At 67.8% G+C, this 20,444-nt stretch carries 20 protein-coding genes and 7 pseudogenes; 10 read left to right on the top strand and 17 right to left on the bottom strand.

Features of this window, described 5'->3' with window-relative positions; genetic code table 11:
- Window positions 1-7: 7 nt before the first annotated feature.
- From STRVI_RS51095 to STRVI_RS29930, 3 genes and pseudogenes are all read right to left on the bottom strand, one after another.
- A complete protein-coding gene (locus STRVI_RS51095) occupies window positions 8-694 on the bottom strand; it encodes a hypothetical protein (protein WP_014059343.1) in 687 nt (228 codons plus the stop codon).
- A 13-nt stretch (window positions 695-707) separates the two neighbouring features.
- Window positions 708-977, bottom strand: coding sequence for a hypothetical protein (locus tag STRVI_RS29935; protein WP_435532594.1), 270 nt, complete (start codon window positions 975-977; stop codon window positions 708-710).
- A 273-nt stretch (window positions 978-1,250) separates the two neighbouring features.
- Window positions 1,251-2,201, bottom strand: a pseudogene (locus STRVI_RS29930) (IS701 family transposase); the annotation flags it as partial.
- 56 nt (window positions 2,202-2,257) lie between these two features.
- On the opposite strand from STRVI_RS29930, the gene STRVI_RS48890 reads away from it, so the two are divergent.
- Window positions 2,258-4,057 carry an ISAzo13-like element ISStvi1 family transposase gene (locus tag STRVI_RS48890; protein ID WP_014059341.1) on the top strand — a complete coding sequence of 600 codons (1,800 nt, stop codon included), beginning with the start codon at window positions 2,258-2,260 and terminating at the stop codon, window positions 4,055-4,057.
- Here STRVI_RS48890 and STRVI_RS29920 read toward each other — a convergent pair.
- Window positions 3,940-4,260, bottom strand: a pseudogene (locus STRVI_RS29920) (transposase); the annotation flags it as partial. The gene STRVI_RS48890 and the pseudogene STRVI_RS29920 sit on opposite strands and share 118 nt — an antisense overlap.
- A gap of 158 nt (window positions 4,261-4,418) precedes the next feature.
- Complete coding sequence (locus tag STRVI_RS29915) at window positions 4,419-4,715, bottom strand: DUF1330 domain-containing protein (RefSeq protein ID WP_043240255.1); 297 nt, start codon at window positions 4,713-4,715, stop codon at window positions 4,419-4,421.
- A 262-nt stretch (window positions 4,716-4,977) separates the two neighbouring features.
- Here STRVI_RS29915 and STRVI_RS56500 point away from each other — a divergent pair.
- Window positions 4,978-5,247: pseudogene (locus STRVI_RS56500) on the top strand (transposase); the annotation flags it as partial.
- Between the two features lie 299 nt (window positions 5,248-5,546).
- Here the strand turns inward: STRVI_RS56500 and STRVI_RS52990 are convergent.
- Both STRVI_RS52990 and STRVI_RS29900 read right to left on the bottom strand, forming a co-directional pair.
- Window positions 5,547-5,882, bottom strand: a complete 336-nt coding sequence (locus tag STRVI_RS52990) for a hypothetical protein (protein WP_043236745.1) — start codon at window positions 5,880-5,882, stop codon at window positions 5,547-5,549.
- A 668-nt stretch (window positions 5,883-6,550) separates the two neighbouring features.
- Complete coding sequence (locus STRVI_RS29900; protein WP_014059339.1) at window positions 6,551-7,528, bottom strand: Lrp/AsnC family transcriptional regulator; 978 nt, start codon at window positions 7,526-7,528, stop codon at window positions 6,551-6,553.
- A gap of 98 nt (window positions 7,529-7,626) precedes the next feature.
- Between STRVI_RS29900 and STRVI_RS29895 the strand changes: the two genes are divergently transcribed.
- Together STRVI_RS29895 and STRVI_RS29890 are read left to right on the top strand one after the other, a co-directional pair.
- Window positions 7,627-8,079 carry a VOC family protein gene (locus tag STRVI_RS29895; RefSeq protein ID WP_014059338.1) on the top strand — a complete coding sequence of 151 codons (453 nt, stop codon included), beginning with the start codon at window positions 7,627-7,629 and terminating at the stop codon, window positions 8,077-8,079.
- 114 nt (window positions 8,080-8,193) lie between these two features.
- Window positions 8,194-8,610, top strand: a complete 417-nt coding sequence (locus STRVI_RS29890; RefSeq protein ID WP_014059337.1) for a nuclear transport factor 2 family protein — start codon at window positions 8,194-8,196, stop codon at window positions 8,608-8,610.
- A 222-nt stretch (window positions 8,611-8,832) separates the two neighbouring features.
- On the opposite strand, the gene STRVI_RS56495 is transcribed toward STRVI_RS29890, so the two are convergent.
- The 4 genes from STRVI_RS56495 to STRVI_RS29870 form a co-directional block, all read right to left on the bottom strand.
- Complete coding sequence (locus STRVI_RS56495) at window positions 8,833-9,069, bottom strand: hypothetical protein (RefSeq protein WP_043236743.1); 237 nt, start codon at window positions 9,067-9,069, stop codon at window positions 8,833-8,835.
- Between the two features lie 25 nt (window positions 9,070-9,094).
- Window positions 9,095-9,838 carry a site-specific integrase gene (locus tag STRVI_RS29880; protein WP_014059336.1) on the bottom strand — a complete coding sequence of 248 codons (744 nt, stop codon included), beginning with the start codon at window positions 9,836-9,838 and terminating at the stop codon, window positions 9,095-9,097.
- A 179-nt stretch (window positions 9,839-10,017) separates the two neighbouring features.
- Window positions 10,018-11,115: an integrase core domain-containing protein gene (locus tag STRVI_RS29875; RefSeq protein WP_014059335.1), complete on the bottom strand. Its 1,098-nt coding sequence runs from the start codon at window positions 11,113-11,115 to the stop codon at window positions 10,018-10,020.
- Between the two features lie 143 nt (window positions 11,116-11,258).
- Window positions 11,259-11,741 carry an SRPBCC family protein gene (locus STRVI_RS29870; RefSeq protein ID WP_014059334.1) on the bottom strand — a complete coding sequence of 161 codons (483 nt, stop codon included), beginning with the start codon at window positions 11,739-11,741 and terminating at the stop codon, window positions 11,259-11,261.
- Window positions 11,742-11,845: 104 nt separating this feature from the next.
- On the opposite strand from STRVI_RS29870, the gene STRVI_RS29865 reads away from it, so the two are divergent.
- Entirely contained in the window at window positions 11,846-12,556 is a 711-nt protein-coding gene (locus STRVI_RS29865; protein ID WP_251982767.1) for a TetR family transcriptional regulator, read from the top strand.
- Window positions 12,557-12,682: 126 nt separating this feature from the next.
- Here STRVI_RS29865 and STRVI_RS29860 read toward each other — a convergent pair.
- Window positions 12,683-13,156 (bottom strand): annotated as a pseudogene (locus STRVI_RS29860) (transposase); the annotation flags it as partial.
- Window positions 13,157-13,164: 8 nt separating this feature from the next.
- Here STRVI_RS29860 and STRVI_RS29855 point away from each other — a divergent pair.
- Both STRVI_RS29855 and STRVI_RS29850 read left to right on the top strand, forming a co-directional pair.
- Window positions 13,165-13,890 (top strand): annotated as a pseudogene (locus STRVI_RS29855) (IS701 family transposase); the annotation flags it as partial.
- Window positions 13,891-13,930: 40 nt separating this feature from the next.
- Window positions 13,931-15,055: an integrase core domain-containing protein gene (locus STRVI_RS29850; protein ID WP_043236741.1), complete on the top strand. Its 1,125-nt coding sequence runs from the start codon at window positions 13,931-13,933 to the stop codon at window positions 15,053-15,055.
- On the opposite strand, the pseudogene STRVI_RS48885 reads toward STRVI_RS29850, so the two are convergent.
- Both STRVI_RS48885 and STRVI_RS29845 read right to left on the bottom strand, forming a co-directional pair.
- Window positions 15,007-15,201 (bottom strand): annotated as a pseudogene (locus tag STRVI_RS48885) (hypothetical protein); the annotation flags it as partial. The gene STRVI_RS29850 and the pseudogene STRVI_RS48885 sit on opposite strands and share 49 nt — an antisense overlap.
- Before the next feature lie 133 nt (window positions 15,202-15,334).
- Window positions 15,335-15,967 (bottom strand): MBL fold metallo-hydrolase, encoded by a 633-nt coding sequence (locus STRVI_RS29845; RefSeq protein WP_014059331.1) that lies wholly within the window; start codon window positions 15,965-15,967, stop codon window positions 15,335-15,337.
- Window positions 15,968-16,282: 315 nt separating this feature from the next.
- Here STRVI_RS29845 and STRVI_RS29840 point away from each other — a divergent pair, with 315 nt between their 5' ends.
- The 3 genes and pseudogenes from STRVI_RS29840 (at window position 16,283) to STRVI_RS29835 (ending at window position 17,584) form a co-directional block, all read left to right on the top strand.
- Complete coding sequence (locus STRVI_RS29840) at window positions 16,283-16,678, top strand: DUF2267 domain-containing protein (protein ID WP_014059330.1); 396 nt, start codon at window positions 16,283-16,285, stop codon at window positions 16,676-16,678.
- A 123-nt stretch (window positions 16,679-16,801) separates the two neighbouring features.
- A pseudogene (locus tag STRVI_RS48880) lies at window positions 16,802-17,042 on the top strand (RNA polymerase subunit sigma-24); the annotation flags it as partial.
- 269 nt (window positions 17,043-17,311) lie between these two features.
- Window positions 17,312-17,584, top strand: a complete 273-nt coding sequence (locus tag STRVI_RS29835) for a hypothetical protein (RefSeq protein ID WP_014059329.1) — start codon at window positions 17,312-17,314, stop codon at window positions 17,582-17,584.
- 14 nt (window positions 17,585-17,598) lie between these two features.
- Here STRVI_RS29835 and STRVI_RS29830 read toward each other — a convergent pair whose 3' ends face one another.
- The 3 genes from STRVI_RS29830 to STRVI_RS29820 form a co-directional block, all read right to left on the bottom strand.
- Window positions 17,599-18,633, bottom strand: a complete 1,035-nt coding sequence (locus tag STRVI_RS29830) for a competence protein CoiA family protein (protein WP_014059328.1) — start codon at window positions 18,631-18,633, stop codon at window positions 17,599-17,601.
- Window positions 18,634-19,095: 462 nt separating this feature from the next.
- Window positions 19,096-19,950, bottom strand: a complete 855-nt coding sequence (locus STRVI_RS29825) for an NAD(P)H-binding protein (RefSeq protein WP_014059327.1) — start codon at window positions 19,948-19,950, stop codon at window positions 19,096-19,098.
- Window positions 19,947-20,411, bottom strand: a complete 465-nt coding sequence (locus STRVI_RS29820; protein ID WP_014059326.1) for a nuclear transport factor 2 family protein — start codon at window positions 20,409-20,411, stop codon at window positions 19,947-19,949. The genes STRVI_RS29825 and STRVI_RS29820 overlap by 4 nt, the downstream gene beginning before the upstream one ends.
- Window positions 20,412-20,444: the final 33 nt, after the last annotated feature.

The following is a 20,444-nucleotide window of genomic DNA, read 5'->3' as shown; positions in this document are numbered from 1 at the left end:
CAGCGGCTCAGTCCGGCGGCGAGCGGTGGCGGCGGGGCCGGGAGCGTGCGCGGCGGGGGCGGCAGGCGCACACGGCGGAGCGCTCGCGTTCGGTGGCGGGAGCCTCCCCGGTGCAGGTGCTGCGGCCGGGGTGCGGGGCGTGCCGGTCGGCGAGCGTGTTGCGGGTGTGGGCGAGGTCGCTGCGGATGACGCGGAGGTGCTCGTCGGCGAGGTAGCGCAGTCGCCGGGCGGTGTAGGGGTCGGACGCCTGGCCGAGTCCGTCGTGGAAGTCAGCGGTGGCGGTGAGGACGTCGTCCAGCGCGGCAAGGATGCCGTCGTGAGCTGCGGTCAGCTCGGTCAGGGCGTCTGCCGCCTCTTGAGTGGTGGTGGCCTGGCGGATCCGCTCGGCGAGGTGGGCGACGGAGGAGCCCAGCGGCAGGTGACTGGCCGGGCGGGCGTCGGTGTCGAATTCCTCGTCGCAGTCGACGTGGTATCCGGCGGCCCGGAGGCGGGCGACGGCGTCGGTGGCGAGAGGGGTCTCGTCGTCCTGGGTGAGGCCGGTGGGGGCGCGGTGGTAGGTCTCGTGGACGCGGACGACGGCGCTGAACCCCGCGCGCTGCAGGACGCTGTGCGCCTCGGAGTCACCGCCGCGGGCGAGGAGTTCGTCGGAGTGCGGGTCACGGCGGATGTCCAGGAAGCGGTCGGCAAGGGGCAAAGAGACGTTTCTCCTACGGCGATCGGTGGGCGGTATGCCGGGCGGCGGGCGGTACGGCGGCGACCTGGGGCTGGAGCAGGTGGCCTGCGGTGGTGTCCAGGTCCTGCTGGATGGCGTGGAGGCGGCGGGCGATCAGTTCCAGGCGGTGCGCCGTGTCGGTGCCGGCGACTCCCGGTTGGCGGGCGATCCGGTGCGCGGTGTGCTCGACGAGTCCGCGGACCGTGGCCAGCGGGCCGTCCTGCTCGTCGGCGAGCTGCGTGAGGACGCGCGCGAGCTGGGCCACTGCCGTGGGCGCCGTACCGATGGCGGGCCGTGGTCCGGGCAGCGGCGCGAGAGGTGCACGAGGTAGCGGGGGTGGCCGGTGACGTAGGACTGGGCGCCGCCGGTCGCATCACGCAGCCGCCACCCGTCCTCGTCGGTCGGGGTGTGCCACGACGGGGCGACGACGCGCATCGCGTCTCCCCACGGCCCGCTACACTCCAGCCGCCCAGCGAACCTCGCAGGTCAGACAGCGAAATCCTGCTGGAGTACTAGTACTCCAGTGCGGTTTCGTGATCTACCCGGTGGGTTCGCTGGTGGTCCGTCGTCGGTAGTGGCTGCGCCGGGCTGCGGCCTGATGGCGTCTGCGCCAGTTTGACCAGTGCAGCAGCCTGGCTGCGGTCAGGGCCGGGGAGCTGAGGAGGGCGGCGAGCAGGCGGCGGATCTCCGGGACGGTCAGCGTGATCGGATCGCGGCTGCGGGCAAGGTGGTGCGTGCTGGCGAGCCGATCGGGGGCCGCGTCGGCGGCGAGAGCGGTCAGGAAGGCAAGGGCGAGCATGGCGAGCGTGATGTGCCGGTGCCATGAGGTCCAGTGCCTGACCTGGTAGTGGTCGAGTCCGACCTGGCCCTTGGCGGCCTGGAAACACTCCTCGATGCTCCAGCGGACACCGGCGACACGGACGAGCTCGGACAGGGGCACTTCGGTGGGGGACCAGCACAGGTAGAAGGCGAGTTCGCCGGTGGAGCGGTTGCGTCGGACGAGCAGCTGCCGGTGGCTGCCGGTGCCGGTGTGGATCCACGCCCAGTCGTAGTAGCGCGGCCCTTTCGCGCCGTTTCCGGCACTGTGCCGCTGCCAGGCCGCGGCGGGCAGGCGGCCGGCGATGGTGTCCGCGCGGATGAGGGTGCGGCCGTGGTTGATTCTCACCCGGGTCGAGCAGGCGACGGCCAGAACGTAGCCGATGCCGCGCGCCTCAAGAGCGGCGCGCAATTGGGGATCTTGCCCGTAGGCTTCGTCCCCGGTCACCCAGGGGACAGTGACCCCGACGTCCAGCGCGGCCTCGATCGTCTCCTGGGCCAGACGGGGCTTGGTGGCGAAGTGCACGGTCTCGGGTATCCCGGCCGTGTCACGGCGTTCGGGATCATTGGACCAGGAGTGTTCCGGGAGGTAGAGCCGCCGGTCGATCAGGGCCCGTCCCCGGCTGGTGGCCAGGGCGAGGAACACGCCAATCTGCGCGTTCTCGATGCGCCCTGGGGCCCGTATTTCAATAAGTGCTCGGCAGAGGGGTGTTGGTGGGAGTCTGAGATATGACCTCGTGTCTGTCAGGCCGCGTTGCTGCTCGTGCTCTGCGGGCCAAGTTCGATCAGATTCTGCCGCACCTCGATGAGCGCCGCCGTCGGTTGTACCTGGCCAGTGAGGCGACGGTCCTCGGCCGCGGCGGGATCGTCCGGGTCGCCGCCGTCTCCGGCACCAGCACTGCAACCATCGCGCGAGGCATGGCCGAGTTGGCCTCTTGCCCCCCACCGACCCTGCGGGTCCGGGCTCCAGGTGCGGGCCGCAAGCGGCTGACAGACACCGACCCTGGTCTGCTGCCCGCGCTGGAGTCGCTGATCGAGCCGCACACCCGCGGCGACCCCGTCTCCCCGTTGCGGTGGACCACGCTGTCGTTACGGGCCCTGGCCTCGACCCTCACCACACAGGGCCACCCGGTCAGCGCTTCAACCGTCGGACACCTGCTGCATACCCTGGGCTACAGCCTGCAGGGAAGCGCGAAGACAACAGAGGGCATCAGCCATCCAGACCGCGATGCCCAGTTCACCCACCTCAATGCCACCGCCGCCGCGTTCCTCAACGATGCCCAGCCGGTGATCAGGGTCGACACCAAGGCCAAGGAATGGCTCGGCAACCGGGACCGTCCTGGTCGCACCTGGCGCCCGGGCAAGAGCGCGATCAAGGTGGACTGCCACACGTTCACCACCAACGACCAGCCCATGGCGATCCCCTACGGGATCTACGACATTGCCAACAACAGCGGACGGGTCAACCTCGGCACCGACCACGACACCGCCCAGTTCGCGGTGGAGTCCATCCGACGCTGGTGGCAACACCGCGGACGGGCGGACCACCCGAATGCCACCCGGCTCCTGATCACCGCCGACTCCGGCGGCTCCAACGACCCCCGCCGCTGGACCTGGAAAAGCAACCTTGCCACCTTCGCAAGAGAGAGCGGTCTGGAGATCACGGTCTGTCACCTACCGCCGGGGACTTCGAAGTGGAACAAGATAGAGCACCGGATGTTCTGCCACATCACCGCGAACTGGCGGGGGCGGCCGCTGACCAGCTACCAGGTCGTCCTCGAGACCATCGCCGCCACAACCACCAGGACCGGCCTGACCATCGGGGCCGAACTGGACACAGGCAGCTACGACCTCGGCATCAGCGTCACACCCGCCGAGTTCCACGCCCTTGCGATCACACCCAACACCTTCCACGGTGACTGGAACTACACACTGTCTCCCGTTCCACCGCGAGCGCCAGACGCGCCGGCAACGACACACCGGACCGACCCGGCCCTGACCGCGATGCTCACCGACCCGGCCCTGACCGGCATGTCACGAACCGCCTTCGAGCATCTGGTGGCGGTCTCGGAGCCTTTTCTGGGAGGCCTTGGCCGAAGCAGCATTCCAGCGACGCTTCCACCGCCCGCGCAGCTACCGCCACCCACAGACCAGCAGCGTGGACCACACCCACCGGCTCCTGGCAGCCATCCTCCGCCGCCGCAGAGCGGTGACCATGACGTTCCTGGCCCAACTACTGGGCGTCAACCGCACCAACCTGTCCATCCAGTACCAGGACGCAAAACGGCTCCTGGACCTGCACCGGATCCTCATCACGCCGATACCCGGATCGCCAGCCCGCACATTGGAACAGCTACACGCCCGAACACCCCCCGCGGAAACCCGTCGCTGACAGTTATTGAAATACGGGCCCCTGCGGTGCCGGTGTACTGCCTTTGCACGCCGGCCGAAGACCGCCCCTTCTTCAGGAAGCCGGTCTCGTCGACGACGAGGACGCCGCCACCGGTGCCCAGGCGTTCGGCGGCGTAGGCACGTACGTCGTCGCGGACCGCCTCGGCGTCCCAACGGGCGTAGCGCAGAAGGCGCTGCATTGGCCCGGGCCGCGCAAGGCCCGCCTGCTCGGCCAGCTGCCAGCAGTTCTTCCGTTCGACGCCCGACAACAGCCCGAGCAGGTAAGCGCGGGCCGCAGCCCGGGGCTCAACTCGCCTGAACCTGCCCGCGATCCGGGCCATGACCTGGTCGAACATCGCCTGCCAGCGGGCAGGGTCTACGCTATGGCCTGCGGCCACCGCACGATCTTCAGGAGTCCACACAACCCCCGATGATCACGCGGTGGCCGTACCCGTTCCCAGCGGGGTCCGGGGCAAGATCGCAAAATCAGACTGGACGGCTACTCAGGCAGGCCCTCAACGAAGAGGAGTCGCCGGTCGAGTGCCACCTGACGCAGACTCAGTGCCTTTGCGTACTCGGGCGATTCATACCATTTCTTGGCTCGGTCCATGTCAGGGAACTCGACTATCACGAGACGGCGCCCGGGAGACCAGGCTCCTTCAACAGGGTCCGGTTGAGCCCCACGCACAACGTAGCGGCCTCCGTGGCGATGGATCGAAGCCGCGGCCAACCTTTTGTACTCGTCCGCAAGCGTCTGGTTCAGAATCTCCACCTCGGAGATGACATAAGCAGCCATGCGGGTCATGCTTCCACGGACCATGAACGCGCGTCCTTGCGCCTCTACGACCGCCGCTCCAGACACGGCCGAAGCACCCAGATCACGAAGTCACACTGGAGTACTAGTACTCCAGCAGGATTTCGCTGTCTGACCTGCGAGGTTCGCTGGGCGGCTGGAGTGTAGCGGGCCGTGGCCTGGTCAGGGGCGGTCTTATGGAGGCCGCCCCTCGATCGTGCGACAACGTCGCAGGTAATGACAGCGGCGAGGGAAGTCATCCCGTGTGATCACCGAGCATGCTGTCGGGCAGTGGGACCGTGAGCTGGACGACCTCTTCGTCGCTATCGGACATCGGTTCGGGCGAGTGGAACTTCGCCGCAGGATGCGTGATTACGTGCGCGGGCTGCTCGCGCCGGTGGCCCGGAAGAACAGCTGGCAGCTGGCCGAGCAGGCGGGCCACGCCACCCCTAACGGTCTGCAGCACCTGCTTGCCGGCGCGAAGTGGGAACCCGACGACATCCGCGACGACCTGCAGGAATACGTCGGGCACCGACACCATCTCGCCGCCCTCGTCGGCCGGCGGCGTCGACATCAGCACGTCGACCGCCGTGGCGACCTTCTTCGCCGCTTTCCGCAGCGCGGGCAGGGTCTTCAGCTTCGCGTCGTTGCCCAGCCGCTCGGCCTTCGACAGCAGCTTCGTCGCCATCAGCGCGTGCAGCAGGTCCAGCGCGTCATCCACGCTCGCGGACTCCAGATGCCGCACGGTGGCCAGCAGCGTCGCGGTCTGCCGGGTGGTCTCCAGCCGCTTGAGCGTCGGCGCCTTCGACGCCACCCCGTACCGGGCCAACCCCGTCAGCCTGGCCGCCGGCACCCGCGCCGCGTCCACCTGCCCCGCCCCCAGCACTCGGACCTCCCCTCCCGCGAGCGCTCCAGCGCCACCTCCATGGCCTTGCCCGACACCCTCATCGGCCCCGTGCGCAGCCGCTCCAGCTCCGATACCCGGCGCCGCTCGGGCACCTCCAGCAGCCGCAGCAGATCCGTACGCAGCCCGCCTGGCGTCGCCTCGTACAGCGCGGCGCTGACCGCGACGGGCCGCGGCAACGGCCACCAGCTGTACCGGCCGGACAGACGCGGATTGTCCGGGCTGGTCAGGGCGTTGTCCGAATCGTGTCCCGGACAGCCGGGCATGGCGGATTCCGCCGTTGTCCCTCCTGCCGCAGGCGCAGCAAGATGACGTTCATGGGGAACCTGGGGGAGTTGTCGCCGTACGAAGCCCGAGACGCTGCCGGCTTTCTTGAGTCGATGCAGCAGCTCAAGGAGCGTTCAGGGCTTACGTATCGCGAACTGGAGGAGCAGGCCGCCCGAAACGGGGACGTGCTGGCGCGCAGCACGCTGGCCGACATCCTCAGACGGACGAGCCTGCCGCGACCCGATCTGCTGGCCGCGTTCGTCCGCGCCTGCGGGGACGGGCAGCGAGTCGACGCCTGGCTGGACGCCAGAGACCGGATCGCCGCACACCTTGCCGCCGTGCCCGCCACAGCGCCCGGCTCCGAAGCCGGGGCCGAGGCCGGTCCCGAAGTCGAGACTCAACCGCAGACCGATTCCACGGCCCCGCGGCACCGCCGGACCAAGGGACGCACGGTCGCGCTCGCGGCTGCGCTCATGGTCCCGCTGCTCGTTCTGGCCGCCTGGGGGTTACTGCCCGACGACTTCGATGGTCCAGGCGCACCGGCTGCTGCGGCCACCGCCTCCCGGACTCCCGCCGACGGCTGGGTCACCATCCGCCCCGCCCGCACGCCCGACCTCTGCCTGACCGACGGATGCGACCGCGACGGCGCCTACGACAGCGCCTTGGCTCATTCGAGTCGGCCGTTGATGACGCGGGTCGCGGCCTGTTTGAGACGGTTGAGTACCGGAAGAATTTCGACATGGATGACGCCAATCAGGGGACCAACGTCACCGGTCACGTATTGGAACAGTTCCTGCGAGTTATGGCAGGTGACTGCCGCGGTGATGTTCGCCGACCCGGTGATCGCGGCGACCCAGCTGGTCTGGGGGTGACGTGACAGCGCCTCGCCGACGTCGCCGATTCGGCTGGGTGAGACCTGGATGAGAAGGGTCGCCGATGCTGTATGTCCGAAAGACTCCAGCAGCACGTCGACGTCTACATCAACGGACCCGCTGTCGATGAGGCTGCGCAGGTGCGCCGCGACGCGTGAAACCGGCCAGCCGAGTGCGCGGCTCAGGGCAGCGGCCGTGGCACGTCCATCGGCGGCCAGCTCGCGCAGCAGTATCTGGTCCTCGCTGGGTGCGGAGTCGTAGGTGACTGCCCTCGGCTGTGCTTCTCGTCCGTTGAGGAGCCGCCGCTGTTGGGTCTCGGTCAGCGGACGGTCGAAACCCGACCATTCGGCGGGCCCACCCGAATAGGAATGCAGCACCAAGTACGCCGCGAACGAGAGGACCGCTGAAGTGTTCGAAAGCTTCGGCAGAACCCCGGTGCCGCATGCCGCGTTAGCCGGCAGGGTGGTGGTGCACATCAGCTCCGCGCCGCCGGAATGCAGGGCAACCCATGCGACGTCCTCGCGTGCGGCGAGCACGGCCCCGAGCTTGGCAGCCGCGTCGGGACGACACTGCAGCCGGAGCAGCCACAGCCGTTGATTGGCCCGCGCCAAGGTCTCCCGGACCAGCACGCGCAGTACCCCGGCCTGCTCCATTGCCCGGTAACGGCGGGCGGCGGTCTGCTCGGATACGCCGACCACCTCAGCGATGCGTCGCATCGGAGCACGGCCGTCGAGCATGAGACATTGGAGGATCTGCTGGTCTGTGACGTCCATCGCTGAAGTTTATGGCCTATGCGAGACGTACAGGGAAGTTTCAGCAGAGGTGGGTGCGAACGGTGGCACTCCCGCTGCGCGCTGCGGAAACTAGAGGCATGGCACTCCTCAACCACCACATCGTCTGGTCACGGGACGCACAGGCCTCCGCTGACTTCCTCACCGAGATCATGGGTCTCGACCCCGCCGTGAAGCTCGGCCATTTCGTCATGGTCCGCGTGACCCCCGACATCACGTTCGACTTCATGAGCACCGACCGCGAGATCATGGCCCAGCACTACGCCTTCCTGGTCACCGAGGACGAGTTCGACCTGATCTTCACCCGCGTCCAAGAGCGCGGGCTCACCTACTGGTCGGATCCCAGGCACCACGACGAGGGCAATATCAACCGGCTTGATGACGGCCGTGGCGTGTACTTCAACGACCCCAGCGGTCATGAGCTCGAAATCATCACTCGCGCCTACGGCAGCGGCGGGCTCGAGGCAGAACACCCGAACCCGCTGCTCACCGAGGAACTGGCCGAGAGCGGAACTCTGCCAACGCTGTCCTGAGTACCGGGTACCGCCTGGCACGCGCTGCCCGGCAGGACTCAACCGCCTGACGTCTCAGCCAACGCCGACCCTGCACACCGATGACCGACCGCCCGACTGTCAAAGGAACACGTCATGCTGACCAACGACCACCCACACGCAAAACTGTTCGAGCGAATCTACGGCCCGACGAAGGACGGCGAGGGCCCAGCCTTGCTCGAGGAAGCAATCACGGAACCCTTCGTCGCACACACAGCCGGGCACGGACCCATCGGCGGCACCTTCGTCGGCTTGGACGCGTTCAAGGGCCACATCGGGCTTCTACGGCAGCTCAGCGGCGGAACGCTACGACGCACCTCCATCGAATACTGCGCCGACGACCAGTGGGCCGTCGTCGAACAAACGATGACCGCCTCCCGCAACGGCCGGGACCTGGAGATGAAGGTTGCCGGTTTCTGGCGTTTTAGCGGACCGGACCAACTCGCTGAGCACTGGGAGGCGGTGTCCGACGAGGCTACCTGGGAGGCGTTCTGGAACACCCCTGCGTCGTAAAGGGGCTTGGAAGTCCAGGCCCGGCAGCTCAAGAGCTGCTGGCGACCTACCGGGCAGCCTCAATCACGGGAAGATCTCATCGGCGCTGGGTCGGGTAGCCCGGGGCTGAGATGCCCCGGGCTACCCGACCAAAATCGACACCAACATCCATGCGTAAATCAGACTTATGGCATCAAAACGGAACTACGCCGGGACCGTGGCTCGCCGTCCTCGGTCTGGTCCTCAATGCTGTGATGCTGTCTGAATACCCGCTACCTGGGCGCCGCCGTCGCCCAGCTCCGCGGCGAGGGCCACGACATCAAGGACGGGTACGTCGCCCGCCTCTTCCCACTCAAGGACCGGCACATCAACTTCCTGGGTCGCCGCCTGTTCAACGTCAAGGCCGGCGGCCGCGGCCAGGGCCTGCGCCCGCTGTGCGACCCGGACAGCGCCGAGGACGCCGACGACAAGTAGCCGCAAGGCCGGCCTGTGGCTCAGTGCATGGTCAGGTCGCAGTGCGGTCGGCCCCGTCGATCAGGGGGACCATTCGCTCGCGCGGGCCCGAGCCCCGGGCTCCCTTTCCGTGGCGGACGTGGAGCTTGCCGAAGCGGCCCAGGTCCCACTTGATGTCCGCCAGATCGAGCTTGCACGCCTCGCTGACCCGCAGCCCGACCTGGGACATCAGCTTGGAGGCGGTGTAGTTCCGGGCGGTCGGGGCGAACTGTCGGCAGGTCGCCAGCTCGCCGCCCCATACGGCGAACAGCGTCTTGACATCCGGCCCAGACGGCGGAATCCGCAGTGCCACGTCCTTCGACCCGCGCGGCCGGTTCATCTCATCGATCGGGCACTCGATCACCCGGCCGGTTATCCGGTGGATCTCGACCTTGTGCCGCAGCTCCAGGAACAGGAAGTACGTGGTCAGCGCCTGAGAGCGCCCCAGCCGGGTACCGCTCGGCGAGGCCCGCAGCACCTTCCCGAAGTACGCGTCGGCGTCGGGCGGCTCCATCTCCCACAGCGGCCGGCCGAACCATGACCGCATCTGCTCCAGGTGCCCGACGTCCCCGCGGATCGTGCCGTCCGCCAGCCCGGCCGAAGCCCGCGCCAGCACGAACCCCGCCAGCACGTCGGTCTCGAACTGCTCCAGCTCTTCCGCTGTAACCGGTGGCCGGACATCGCGCAGGTCCCGTACGACAGCCAGCGCCAACCCGAGCCCCCTCACCTTCAGCCCGATCGTGAACCGATCGGACATGGTGAGAACGCTTCAGGAATCCCGAAGTTACGTCAGCCCGCGAACCACTGCCGGAGAGAAGACGAACCCCCTGGCCACGAGGTCGAGGACTCAGCGAGGCTCAGAGCAACCCACGGGATGTCGCACACTTCTCGGTGACCGTCATGCGCTGCCCTTGCCGAGAATGTCATCCGTGCAGGTCATGCGGCATGTTGGTACTCGTGGAGGATCCCGCCGAGCCGATCGCGCCGTCGTATGTCGAGACGGCTGATCTGCTCAGGATCGTCGATCGGCGTCGGTAAGGCGTGCAGCGGTCTGGCGTTCCCGATGCCCTGGTGCGGCCGGTGTGCGTTGTAGAACTGCTCGAACTCGCGCAGGACGTGGAGCAAGTGTCGGTGGTTCCAGATCAGGGTGCGGTCCAGGAGTTCCCGTCGGCAGGTCTGCACCCACCGTTCCATGAGCGAGTTCATCCTCGGCATCTGAACACCGCTGAGCACGACCTCGATCCCCGCATCCGCCAGAATGGCATCGAGCAGGCCGGGGAACTTCCCGTCCCTGTCCCTGATCATGTAACGCGCTCTGCAGCCTACGTCCTCAAGATCCATGGCGAGGTTCTTCGCGGCCTGTGCCACCCACGCAGAGGTCGGGTGCGCGGTGGCACCGAGGATTCGGATCCGTCGGCTTGCGTGCTCGATGACAGCGAAGACGTGCATGCGTGCCCCGGATAGGGTGACCGTTTCGAAGAAGTCGCAGGCCAGCAGGGCGTCGGCCTGGGAGCGCAGGAAGTCCGTCCAGGTGCTGGAGGACCGCTCGGGTGCTGGATCGATGCCGGCCTCTTGCAGGATCTCCCAGACGGTGGAAGCGGCCACCTTCACGCCCAGGACGAGCAGTTCGCCGTGCAGGCGGCGATATCCCCAGCCAGGGTTCTCCCGCGCCAGGCGCAGCACCAGGGTCCGCACGGAGTGCACGGTCCGAGGCCGTCCCGAGCGCCTGGGCCGCGAGGCGGCAGCATGGCGGCGTGCGAGAAGGTCGCGATGCCAGCGCAGCACCGTGTCCGGACGCACCAGCAGCCGCACCCCGCGGAGCACGTCCATGGGAAGCCGGTGCAGCAGCGCCGCCAGAAAGGCCTGATCGCTCGGGGCGAACCGCGCCCGCTCCTTGCCGAGTTGGCGCTCCAGCACCACGATCTGATGGCGCAAGGCGAGTATCTCGACAGCCTTGTCTCGATCGCCCATCGGTAGCAGGCGCAGCATGGCGAACGCATTCGTCACGCCCAGGTAGGCCAGTCGCAGCAGCATGGTCGATCATTTTGCCTCTCGCGAGCACCAGCCTCGCGAGAGCGCCCGCCCAGGCGACTGCGCCGGTCGACCTCCCGTACACCGCGCACCGCCTCCCACCAGGCTGGATGGGTTTTTCGGCAGGCGCAGGGTTCTCGCGCCTGCTAGGGCCGCTTGGGGTTCAGGGGGCTTTCCGGGCGCAGGTTGCCTTGGCCGTCGAGGTCGTTCAACACTGCGGGCAGGCCCTTGGTGAGCATCTTGGTGCGGACGACGCCAAGGATCTTGGCCATGAAGAAGCCTCCAGCGCCGGTGAAGCCGGTGTGGTCGTAGGTGAAGCGTGTTCCGCTGCCGTGCGGTTCGAGCCGGTAGGCGACCTGGGTCACCTCGCCACCGCTCTCGTCCTGCCACGAGTACCGCAGCAGCGAAGGCTCGCGGACCTCCAACACCTCGCACACCACGACGCCGCTCCAGCCGGGCTTGGGCTTCGCGACGAACGTGAACGTGGCGCCGACCGTGGTGGCGAAGCCCTCGGGCCGGGCGCCGGCGCCGGTGGCCGTCCACAACGGAATCAGCTCCGGATCGGTGACCGCTCGCCAGACCTTCCGCGGTGGGTGCGGGTAGTCGCGGACGATGTGGATGGCGCTCATGGAGAGCTCCCTTCGCATGCAGGCGTCAAGGCCAACATAAATATTCAGTCACTAGAACTTTACAGTAACAGAATATATTCGAGGGGCTGGACTATGCTTCGGTGATGACCATGCGCACCGTGGATTGGACGGCCCTGCGGCCGCGCGACGAGGAACCCGCCGTCGAGGGACTGCGGGAGCGCAAGAAGCGGCTTCTCCGACGGCAGCTGTCCGACACGGCCACCGAGATGTTCATGGAACGCGGCTTCGACGCCGTACGGGTCGCCGAGATCGCAGAAGCGTGCGGAGTGTCGGAGAAGACGGTGTTCAACTACTTCCCGACCAAGGAATCCCTCGTCCTCGACTTGGGCGAGGCGACGTTGAACTCGCTGCGGACCACCCTGACCGATCCAGACCTATCGCCGGTCGATGCGGCGTTGAAGATCCTTTCCACCGAGCTGGCCAACATCACGTCATGGCTGAGCTCTCAGAACGACCCGACCGAGGCCAAAGCTATGCTCCTGCGCTTCGGCATGCTGATCAGATCCACCCCGTCCCTGCGTGCCTACCAGCGCGACACGGCCGACCAGCAAGTCGCCGTAGCCTCCCAGGCTCTGGCCCAGCGCACCGAGATGAGCCCGGACGACCCCGAACCGCAGATCGCCGCGACCGCCCTGCTCGCGTTGTGGCCGATCCAGTTCCGGGCGCTCCGCAAGCATCTGAATTGCACCCGGACCTTCGAGGAGCTGCACGACGTGGTCAGTGCCGACGTCCAACGCGCAGCCCAACTCATTGACACCGGACTCCACTCCCTCGCCCCCCGCCAGCGCAGTTAGCGAAACAGCTGTCCGGCCCAGGGGCGCGGTGAGCGACAACGCCGCTACCCCAGCTCGTCAGGCGACGGACCCGTCACCAACCTCTGTGGGTAGAACACCTAGTGTCTTGCGCCTGAAATAGTGGGCTTAAGTCTCTCGCTGGTTCTCAGTGGCTGGCGGAGTGACCTTGGTGAGGTAGTCGGCGAGGGAGTTGAGGATCTCGTCGGCGGTCTTGGTCCAGGTGAAGGGCCTGGGGTTCTCGTTCCATCCCTCGATCCAGGCCCTGATGTCTTGCTCCAGTGCCTTCACGGAGGTGTGCACGCCGCGGCGGATGAGCTTGTCCGTCAGCAGGCCGAACCACCGCTCGACCTGGTTCATCCACGAGGAGCCGGTGGGGGTGAAGTGGACGTGGAAGCGGTGGTTTCCGAGCCACGTCTTGATCTCGGCGGTGTTGTGGGTGGCGTAATTGTCGCAGACCAGATGGACGTCGAGGCCGGCGGGCACGGCCTTGTCGATCGTGACAAGGAACTTCTTGAACTCGATGGCCCGATGGCGGCGGTGCAGTTCGGATATGACGCTGCCGTCGGCGATATTGAAGGCGGCGAACAGGCTGGTGATGCCGTGCGCGCACTGCGGGCAAGGTCACCAACTGCCAGGTGGGCGTGTCGCTGCATCTGGCCACCGATCGTGCCTCGGCCGCGATCGGCTGGCGGCTGTTCGTGCCGACCGGCTGGGACCCGGCATCACCAAAGGCCGATGCGGACAAGGTCGCCCGCCGCGACCGCTGCGGCATCCCCGCCCAGGTGGGGCATGTGGAAAAGTGGCAGCTGGCCCTGGACATGATCGACGAGACACGGTCGTGGGACATCGACATTCCCCTGGTCGTCGCGGACGCCGGCTACGGCGACGCCGCCGGCTTCCGCAGCGGCTTGGAAGAGCGCGGCCTGTTCTACGCGGTCGGCGTCTCCGGCCGCCACACTGCCCAGCCCGCCGACGCCCGGCCCGTCCAGCCCGCCTACGCGGGCACCGGCCGGCCGCCCAAAGTGCAGTACCCTGACCCGCCGCGGACCATGAAAGACCTCGTCATCGCGGCTGGCCGGGCGGCCGCGCGGCCGGTGTCCTGGCGGGAAGGATCACGGCCGGGCAAGGGCCAAAGCGGTGTCAAACGCATGTACTCGCGGTTCGTCGCCCTGCGTATTCGTCCCGCCGGACGCGGCATCCGCCGGCCCGGCGGTGATCCGGAACTGCCCCAGCGGTGGCTGCTGGCCGAATGGCCCGCCACCGAGCCCGAGCCGGTGCAGTTCTGGCTCTCGAACCTTGAAGGGTGTCTTTATTGCCGTACGGTGGTTGACCTGGGGCTTTGCGGTCGTCTGCGTGTGGGCACGATCAGTGATTGTGGGTCTGCGACTGCTCTACCTGATCTTCTGTCGACTACTGGGCTGCTTGCTCTTGCTGGGCCGGTCGACCGCCGCGAACAATGCCGAGATCCTCGTGCTTCGTCATGAGGTCGCTGTGCTTCGTCGGCAGGTCGAGCGGCCGCGGTTTTCGTGGGCTGATCGTGCCGTGCTCTCCGCTCTCGCGAGGCACCTGCCATCCGCCTTGTGCCGCTATCGGCTGGTCACCCCGGGCACGCTGCTGACCTGGCACCGGCGTTTGGTGCGCTGGAAGTGGCGCCAGACGGCGGTCGGACCCGGTCGGCCACCGTTGCCGGAAGAGACGGTCGTGCTCATCCAGCGCTTGGCGAGAGAGAACCCGACCTGGGGGTACGTCAGGATTGAAGGTGAGCTGCGGCGGCTCGGTCATCGGGTCGCCGCCGCCACGATCCGGCGCGTCCTGCGCCGCTCCGGTCTACCGCCCGCGCCGCAGCGCGCCTCGCAGCAGACCTGGCGTTCCTTCCTGCGCTCGCAGGCCCACACGCTGCTCGCCTGCGATTTCATGCACGTGGAGACCGTCTTCCTCAAGCGTCTCTATGTCTTCTTCGTCATGGAGATCGCCACCCGGCGTGTCCATGTCCTGGGCGTCACCGCCCATCCGACCGGCGCATGGGTCACCCAACTCGCCCGCAATCTGCTCATGGATCTCGGCGGCAGGGCTGGGTGCTTCCGGTTCCTCATCCGTGACCGGGACAGCAAGTTCGCCACCGCGTGCGACGCCGTCTTCGCCGGCAACGGCACAGCCGTCATCCCGGCACCGCCGCAAAGCCCACGGTCCAACGCATTCGCCGAACGATGGATACGCACAGTCCGTACCGAGTGCACCGACCGCCTCCTGATCACCGGCGAACGGCACCTGCGTACTGTCCTCAACCAGTACGCCGAGCATTACGACGCGGGGCGGGCTCACCGTAGCCTCGGCCTACGTGCCCCTGACGACGACCCGAACGTCATTCCTCTTCCGGCTGCCATGGTCAGGCGCCGCCAGGTACTTGGCGGACTGCTCAACGAGTACCACACCACGTCACCCCGGCTGCCTCACCATCCACGCGAAACGCCCAGCTCAGCAGCCGGATCGGAATATTGACACCCTTCAGGCCTGGACAGGCAGGTGATCCGGGTGGTCGAGCACCGGAGCTTGCGGAGGAGTTGCCAGGACTTGAGGGCGGCCATGGGCTGCTCGACGAGTGCACGGATCTTCGCATAGGACCGGTTCACCACCTGCTGACCGGAGACGGCTCACTGGGCCGAAAAACCATCTACCAGGGGCTTCACCACGTTGTCAGCCCAACTGCCAAGCAACGTCCTCGGATTGGAATGGCTCAGTGGCACCCTGGCCGTCTTCGGCTTCCTGGGCCTCTCGCTCTCACGTGATGCGGCGGAGCCAGTCCTCCACCTGCTCGCCCACCTCGCCGACCGTGGTGACGTCGCCATGCCCCGGGCACACCACCGTCTCGGGGGGCAGGGTGACGAGGCGCTCGCGGATCGAGTGGGTCATCGCCTGGAAGTCGGAGTCCTCCGGCCCGATGGCTCCAGGGCCGCGCGAGAGCAGCATGTCCCCGGTGAAGACGCTGCGGAGCGCCGGATCGTACAGACTTACGGATCCCGGCGTGTGTCCCGGAGTGTGACGCACCGTCAGAACAGTTCCGGCGACATCGATCACCTGGCCGTCGACGAGTTCCTCGTCGGGGACACGGCTGGGAAAGCTGCGGCGCCACAGCTCCAGGTCGTCCGGGTGCAGCATGATCGGAGCCCCGGTGCGGTCGGACAGAGCCACCGCTGCGTCGACGTGTCCGCTGTGTGCGTGGGTGCACGCGATCGCCACCACGCGGCGGTCGCCGAGCGCCGTGGCGATGACGTCCGGCTCGTGTGCGGCGTCGACCACCAGCGCCTGCTCGTCGTCACCGACGATCCACACGTTGTTCTCCATCGGCGTGGTGTCGGGTTCCGGCCCGGCCACGACGCCGGTCGTCACCACGCACTCGACCCGGGCGGTCACGACATCACCGCCGGGAGTGCTCGGCCGCGGGCAGTCACCCGCGTTCTGGGGTCCTTTGTTTGCCGTTCCATGGAACAGCCCCTTTCCGGATGAGGCCCTCTACCCCCAGTGGACCCCGCCGGGCATGCGGCAGCAACCGGCAGGTCATCCCTCACTGGGGCGTATACGCTGACCTGCAGGAACTCATGGCCACTCCGCGACACGGCGGGATCGATGCCGGCCCTGCCCAGTGGCCGAGGCGACAGGTGTGGGTTTGACTGGATCTGTTGGTGATCACGCCGACGGACGGCCTGACGACGACTGGGGCAGGGTCGCATGGAGTACGACGCATTCCTGGCGAAGGCAGCCGAGCGGGCGGGCGTCTCCCTCGACGTTGCGGAGACCCTCACACGCGCCACCTTTGAGGTGCTCGCCGACCGGATCAGCGGCGGAGAGGCCCAGGACCTCGCGGAGCCGCTGCCGGAACCGCTGAAGAGCTGGCTGCGCACGGACGAGGAGATCGCGAAGGGCTACGGGGCCGACTCGTTCGTCCGGCGTGTGGCCGACCGCGCGGACGTGCCCCGCGAACTCGCGGAGGCCGGGATCCGCGCGGTCCTGGCCACCCTGAGGGAAGCGGTCGGCGACCAGGAGTTCCGCAACGCGACCGCCCAACTGCCCAGGGAGTACGACGTCCTGCTCTCCAAACCCGCGGGCCCGGCCGGCGCCAGGTAGCGACCGTTTCGCGAGCCGCTTCGTTGCCGCGATCGGTTGTCAGCGACTGTCGACAGCAAGGCTTTTCCATCATCGAGTGCACGGATCTTCGCATGGGACCGGTCCACCTGCTGACCGGGCTCTAACCGCGCAGTGGCCGTCGGCGAGGCCGACGGACCGCGCGCCGGGCTGGCGGCGCTCGCGACGCTGAACGACTCACTGCCCCCGCCACACCGCCGTGGCGGTGTACGTGCACGAGCGCGACGGCGACCTGGCGACGGCGGCACGGCTGTACGCCGAGGCGGCCCCCAAGGCACCCGACCTCGCCGAGCGCGACCACCTGACGCTCCAGGCCGCCCGGCTCAACGCCCGCCGGTGTCGATGACAGGTCGCGCTCGGTTGTCCCGCCACACGGGTCACCTTCACCGGGCACTTGAGCGGGCCGTCTGTTGAGGCATCATGCCACCCAGGCTGATCCACGAAGAGCCACTGAAGCTGCGCCATCTTGAAGTAGCTGGTCAGGGTGCTGGTGTGACGCCGGTTCGGGGTGCTCGTGCTGGTCGTGGGCGGCAGTCTGGGGTGTAGATTGTCTGGCAGGAGTGGGTTTGCGGATTCCCGTCCGTCGTCGCGGGTCCCGCTCCTACGCTCCGGCCCATGATGGATCCCGAGGTGCTGGAGCGGATCGCCGCGCGGTGTGCGGAGCTGGACGGGCTCGAAGAACAGCTGGTCAAGCAGCTGTCGGAGGTACGAGCTGAGCGCGATGAGTTGGCCGTGGCCGAGCGGGTGTGGCAGCGGATGAGCGAGCAGATCGCCGACGAGCGCACGGAGGCCGGTTCGCCGGTCATCCAGGTGGCAGGTCGGGCGGTGCGGCTGGTCCCGGACCGTGGGCCGGGGGTGGCTGAGTCCGCACTTGTGGGGCTCGAATAATCGTCGCTTCCTGGTCAAGCGGCATATCTGTACTCGTTGATCACGCTGCCGAGGATGCGGGTGCGCAGGACTCGTCGGCTGGTTGGTTTCAGGTCCGGAGGTGGTTGTTGGTGGGCCTGGGGAGGTAGTTGGTGTCGGGCTCGGTGGGGGCGGTGCGCGTTGTAGTGCCTCTGGTATGTGGCCAGGACTTGGCGGGCGTGAGCTTCGTCGAGGATGAGTATGTGGTCGAGGGCTTCTCGGCGGAGGGTGCCGATCACTCGTTCGCAGTGGGCGTTGGCTTTCGGTGCGCGGACCGGTGTCTTGATGATCTCGATGTCCTCGGCTTGGAATACGGCGTCGAAGGCGTCGGTGTACTTGCTGTCGTGGTCTCGGATGAGGAAGCGCAGTGAGTCCATGCGTATGCCGAGGTCGGTGCCGAGGTTGCGGGCTTGCTGGGTGGTCCAGGCCGCGGTCGGGTGTGCGGTGACGCCGCCGATGTGCAGGCGCCGGGTGTGGTGCTCGAGGAAGATCAGGGCGTACAGGCGTTGCAGGCTGATGGTGTCGATGTGGAGGAAGTCGCAGGCGAGCAGACTGGTGGCCTGCGCTGAGAGGAACTCGCGCCAGGTTGGGCCGGTGCGGCGTGGTGCAGGGTCGATTCCTGCGGTGTGGAGGATCTGCCAGACGGTCGAGGCGGCGATCGGGTGTCCGAGCCGGGCCAGTTCACCTTGAATCTCGGGGCCAAGTACCAGATGGGCAGAGTCCTCTCCTGCTGGTGAGTCGGCCGGCTCGGAGAGCAGGACCCGCAGGCTGGCGCGCCCGGCAGGGGCGAAGAGCACTTCCCCTCCGATCGAACCGTCCTCATCGCGCGGGATGGTGGCCGTGGCGTCGACGTCCTGCTCCGCCAGCCAGGTCAGCAGACCCTGCTTGATGTACAGGTGGTCCGCACTGGAGACCCCGGCCGCCTTCCGGGCACAGGTGGAGGTGTGCTCGGGATCCGGCACGTGCGCGAAGTGGCATGCGCGATCGGTGTACAGCTTGGTGACGAGCTGGTGTCCGCAGCCACCAGCCATACGCCGCACCAGTAGATCTGGCCGGCATGACGGCCCCGGAAGTCGTCGAGCTCTATCGCTTCCATCGGAAGGACCACAGGGAACTCGGAATCGGCGTGGCCGATCACCGCGGTCTGCACTCGGCGTTTGTCCAGGGCCATGCACCCTCCAGCAGTACTGCGACGGATCCGCCTCCGGTCGGCGCCCGGCACGATGCTAGGCGCCTGACTGATTGACGGTATCTCCCGCCACCGACAACGGCGGGGCCACTGAGGCACCCGGACGCCACCGCTCGGCATCGGGCCAGAGATAACGGCGATCCGCAGCTGTGCCGCCGTAGATCTCCTCGGCGCCGCCGCTCGAAAGCCCCTGCCGCCTGACGCCCGGACGAGGGCGAGCTCGCGTGTTCCAAAGAGTGGTGGTGGTGGACCCAAGGGACAGGGCGGTGAGTCGCCCGTCGCCGCTACAGCCGACCGCGAGGACTTACGGCATCACCGCCCACTCCTGCGCATGCTGGTGGACGAATTCGGTGAAAGTGCGCGGTGGGCGGCCGGTCAGGCCCAGTACGTCGGTGCTGACCTGGTCTTCCTGACCGGCCCGGACGCTGTCTTCCACGGCCGCGAGGGTATGCGCGAACTCGGAGGGGATGCCTGACGCGCGGTAGTTGGCAGCCTGTTCGTCGGTGTCGATGTGCACCACGCGCACCGGTCGGCCAGAGCCGGTGGTGATGGTCGCCGCCGCGTCCGCGTAGCTCAGCGCCTTCGGTCCGGTGAGCAGGTAGTCGCGGCGGTCGTCGGGCTCGACGGCCGTGTCGGTCAGCAGAGCGGAGGCGGCGGCCGCGATGTCCCGCGCGTCGATCCAGCCCACTCGTCCCTCCCCGGCGGCGGTACGGATCTCGCCGTGCCGACGGATCCGCTCGCCCAGCGGGTGTGGGCGCAGGAAGTTCTGCATGAACCCGGACGCGCGCAGCACGGCCCACCCGGGGTGCGCCCGCACCCGCGCGGCCAAGTCCAGCGCGCTGGGGGCGTTCGGCAGCACGATGGCAGAGCCGAGAAACACCACCCTGCGCACGCCGAGGCGCTGCGCCTCGGTCAGGAACGGTCCCACCAGCGGCAGCGGATCCACACTCTGTACCGGTGGCACCAGGAACACCCGGTCCATTCCGCGCAGTGCGGCGGGATGGGTCCTCGGGTCACTCCAGTCGAATCGGATCGCGCCAGGGTCACTGGGAGCAGGGGTCCGGCTGGCTACCCGGACCGGCACGCCCTGGCCGCGCAGCAGTTCCGCCAGGACACTCCCGGTCTTCCCGGTGCCGCCGGTCACCAGCACGCCCGTCATCGGGCATCCTCCGGGCGCAGCGCGTCGAGCAGTTCGGGCAGCGTGCCGGCCGCCGCCGCAGTGGCCAGCGGGCTCCAGTAGTCCTGGTAGCAGGTGATCAGACCGTCCTGGACGGTGAGTACCACGATGTAGTCCAGCCGATACGGCTCTCCCGTACGTACTGTGGATCCGGTTCCCGTGAACTCCACGACGAGCGTGTCCGGCCGCTGCGTCCTGTACACGGTCATCGAGGGGATCTCCCGTATGTCCATCAGCTCAGGGAGGCGGGCCAGGTAGGCGCGGATCCCGTTCCGCCCGGTCAGTCGGCGCGGTGAGGTTCCCGCGGCGAACGGGAACTCGGCGACGCCGTCGTCCGCCCACAAGTCGGCTGCGGCGTCGGTATCGCCGGCCGTCATCAGGTCCAGCATCCGCCGGATTGTTGCTTCGGGGGTGCTCGTCGCTTCTTCGCGTGTGCTCGGCATGGTGTCCTTCGGTGTTCGACGGGATGCGACCCG

The organism is Streptomyces violaceusniger Tu 4113 (genome assembly GCF_000147815.2).
Taxonomy (GTDB): domain Bacteria; phylum Actinomycetota; class Actinomycetes; order Streptomycetales; family Streptomycetaceae; genus Streptomyces; species Streptomyces violaceusniger_A.
This window is presented reverse-complemented; position numbering and strand designations above follow the sequence as displayed.

Coding starts and splice junctions, on each gene's coding strand:
- STRVI_RS29830 (WP_014059328.1), bottom strand. CDS start 18,633: ATGGCTGGTGGCTGCGGACACCAGCTCGTCACCAAGCTGTACACCGAT.
- STRVI_RS48890 (WP_014059341.1), top strand. CDS start 2,258: ATGACCTCGTGTCTGTCAGGCCGCGTTGCTGCTCGTGCTCTGCGGGCC.
- STRVI_RS29880 (WP_014059336.1), bottom strand. CDS start 9,838: ATGTCCGATCGGTTCACGATCGGGCTGAAGGTGAGGGGGCTCGGGTTG.
- STRVI_RS29900 (WP_014059339.1), bottom strand. CDS start 7,528: ATGGACGTCACAGACCAGCAGATCCTCCAATGTCTCATGCTCGACGGC.
- STRVI_RS29915 (WP_043240255.1), bottom strand. CDS start 4,715: ATGGCTGCTTATGTCATCTCCGAGGTGGAGATTCTGAACCAGACGCTT.
- STRVI_RS52990 (WP_043236745.1), bottom strand. CDS start 5,882: ATGCCCGGCTGTCCGGGACACGATTCGGACAACGCCCTGACCAGCCCG.
- STRVI_RS29840 (WP_014059330.1), top strand. CDS start 16,283: ATGGAGTACGACGCATTCCTGGCGAAGGCAGCCGAGCGGGCGGGCGTC.
- STRVI_RS29865 (WP_251982767.1), top strand. CDS start 11,846: ATGACCATGCGCACCGTGGATTGGACGGCCCTGCGGCCGCGCGACGAG.
- STRVI_RS29870 (WP_014059334.1), bottom strand. CDS start 11,741: ATGAGCGCCATCCACATCGTCCGCGACTACCCGCACCCACCGCGGAAG.
- STRVI_RS29890 (WP_014059337.1), top strand. CDS start 8,194: ATGCTGACCAACGACCACCCACACGCAAAACTGTTCGAGCGAATCTAC.
- STRVI_RS29825 (WP_014059327.1), bottom strand. CDS start 19,950: ATGACGGGCGTGCTGGTGACCGGCGGCACCGGGAAGACCGGGAGTGTC.
- STRVI_RS29875 (WP_014059335.1), bottom strand. CDS start 11,115: ATGCTGCTGCGACTGGCCTACCTGGGCGTGACGAATGCGTTCGCCATG.
- STRVI_RS29820 (WP_014059326.1), bottom strand. CDS start 20,411: ATGCCGAGCACACGCGAAGAAGCGACGAGCACCCCCGAAGCAACAATC.
- STRVI_RS29895 (WP_014059338.1), top strand. CDS start 7,627: ATGGCACTCCTCAACCACCACATCGTCTGGTCACGGGACGCACAGGCC.
- STRVI_RS29835 (WP_014059329.1), top strand. CDS start 17,312: ATGATGGATCCCGAGGTGCTGGAGCGGATCGCCGCGCGGTGTGCGGAG.